The 2,272-nt window shown below is 38.4% G+C and carries 3 protein-coding genes; 1 reads left to right on the top strand and 2 read right to left on the bottom strand.

What is annotated here, in order from left to right:
- On the top strand, positions 1-574 hold a 574-nt coding region (locus QZ055_RS09240), incomplete at its 5' end, for an epoxyqueuosine reductase (protein WP_295826453.1).
- Between the two features lie 110 nt (positions 575-684).
- On the opposite strand, the gene yfbR is transcribed toward QZ055_RS09240, so the two are convergent.
- The gene (yfbR, locus tag QZ055_RS09235) at positions 685-1,275 is read right to left on the bottom strand and encodes a 5'-deoxynucleotidase (RefSeq protein ID WP_119206557.1); all 591 of its coding nucleotides are present in this window, start codon (positions 1,273-1,275) and stop codon (positions 685-687) included.
- Positions 1,276-1,288: 13 nt separating this feature from the next.
- Entirely contained in the window at positions 1,289-2,146 is an 858-nt protein-coding gene (locus tag QZ055_RS09230; RefSeq protein WP_295826450.1) for a D-alanyl-D-alanine carboxypeptidase family protein, read from the bottom strand.
- Positions 2,147-2,272 lie beyond the last annotated feature (126 nt).

The following is a 2,272-nucleotide window of genomic DNA, read 5'->3' as shown; positions in this document are numbered from 1 at the left end:
ATTACAAAAAATAAATACTTCAGCTCAGTTTTCTATACATTGTGACACCTCTCCCTTGGCAGACCGTTACATGGCATACTTAGCAGGCCTTGGTTTCTACGGCAAAAACAATTGTTTCATCAGTCCTAAGTGGGGTTCCTATGTAGTCATTGGAACAATTTTAACTACCTTAGAATTAGAGCCCAATACACCGCTCGCTCAGTCCTGTATAGGATGCAATCGGTGTATTACGGCTTGCTTAGGGCAATGTTTAGGTCATGACGAATTTAAATATAATACTTGTAAAAGCTACCTAACACAGAAAAAGGGAGATCTTACAAACGAGGAAGAAACCATCACAGGAAAAACGCCACTCGTATTTGGCTGCGATGTATGCCAAGAGGTTTGCCCTCATAATCAGGGAATCCCAACAACGCCCATACCTGAATTCCAACAAGTAGAACCGTACATAGATATTACTGAATTAGACACACTAACAAATAAAGAATTCAAAGCTAAGTATGGTAATCGGGCATTCTCGTGGCGCGGGAAAAAAATATTAATAAGAAATCAAAATATTATTGAACGTAAATAGATATTATAATTTGTATTTGAGATGTAAAATGGCTGTGACGTCTATTAAGATGTTATGGCTATTTTTATAGAATAAAAAGAGACGACCTCTGGTCGTCTCTTTTTTAATCATTATTTGATTTCGTAGTAGTTTAGTTCATCCAAACTTTTTCCAAGTGCAGGCATATAGGTTTCAAGGAACATATCAACTTCTGGCATATTTAATGATTTTAATTTTGCCAAGATAGAGTCATGTGCTTCTTTAAACTCATCGTTTCCTGCTTTGAGTTCGTTCACACATTTCATATACGCTGAAATTGTATCTGCAGCCTTAACGATGGGCCATTCAGGGCTCTCCTCGGCATCTACAATAAAAGGTTTATAGATAGCTTGTAATCGTTCTGGCAAGGTAGATAGCATTTTCTCTTGTGCCAACGTTTCAACTTCGCCATATAGTTCACGAAGCTTTGGATCAAAATATTTAATCGGTGTTGGCATATCGCCAGTAAAGATTTCACTCACTTCATGGTACATGGCAATGACAGCTACCTTATTAATGTCTACATTGCCACCAAAGTATTCATTTTTGAGTGCCGCTAAATTATGTGCCACCATAGCTACTTCTAAGCTATGTTCTTGAATATTTTCTGTTTCTGTATTACGCATGAGACTCCATCGATTGATAAAGCGCATGCGTTTTAAAAATGCAAAAAATGAACTCATATATCCCTCTGAACTAAATTACACCGCGAAGTTTAAATCCATAATCAAGGAACTGTACTGCTTCATCCCAACGGTTATCATCGTTAAGCATAACTACAATCATAGTATGACCATTACGTGTAGCCGATGCAATCAAGCATTCCCCTGCCGCATTCGTAAAGCCTGTTTTCAAACCATTTGCACCAGGATATTTATTGCGAATGAAATGGTTTGTGGTACGAATTGTTTCTGGCGTACGATTTTGATAAGGCACTTTATAATAATCATTAGCCACCTTATCACGGAACATTTGGTATTTCATACCGTATGCTGCAATCATCGCCAAGTCACGCGCCGTAGAGTGATGACCCATTTGCGTCAAACCATGAGGATTTAAGAATACACTATTCTTGGCTCCCGCTTTGGCAGCAACGCGATTCATATCCTTCGCAAATTTCTCTACAGAACCACTTACATTTTCCGCTACTACAACAGCCGCATCATTACCACTGGCAACCATCATACCTTCAAGAACACCTTCCAAAGTGATTTGATCACCAACGCGTACACCAAGATTGGACTCCTCCATACTTGTTGCATAGCTACTGATAGTTGCTAGTTCATCAAGTTGTGTGCCTTTGAGTTCTAGAGCTGTTAACAAGGTAACCATTTTCGTGGTACTCGCAGGATGCATCCATTTATCTGGATTCTTTGCAAATAAAATTTCCTTTGTATCCGCATCAATGAGAACGACCGCCTCACCTACCGTAGATGGTGGTGCAATATACGCGGCATGAGAAATACTGGCACCGAGAATAACAGCGCCTATAAAGGCTATCATCAAAATAAGTCGTTTCAAAATTATATTTACATTAGTTGTTAAAGATATCATTTATCTCACTTTCTACATTACACATTAATTTTCAGGGCTATCATCAATTGCAACATTCGTTGCGTTTGCCTTTTTCTTAGTCCCCTTAATTTCACCAGTAGAATTATCTACATTTTGAAGATATAC

It is taken from the genome of uncultured Veillonella sp. (assembly GCF_905209685.1).
GTDB lineage: Bacteria > Bacillota > Negativicutes > Veillonellales > Veillonellaceae > Veillonella.
Note: the sequence above shows the minus strand (reverse complement) of the source record. Positions and strands in the feature narration are given on the sequence as shown.

Bases quoted from the DNA above. Each gene is read 5' to 3' on its own strand.
- yfbR (WP_119206557.1), bottom strand. From the start codon at position 1,275: ATGAGTTCATTTTTTGCATTTTTAAAACGCATGCGCTTTATCAATCGA.
- QZ055_RS09230 (WP_295826450.1), bottom strand. From the start codon at position 2,146: ATGATATCTTTAACAACTAATGTAAATATAATTTTGAAACGACTTATT.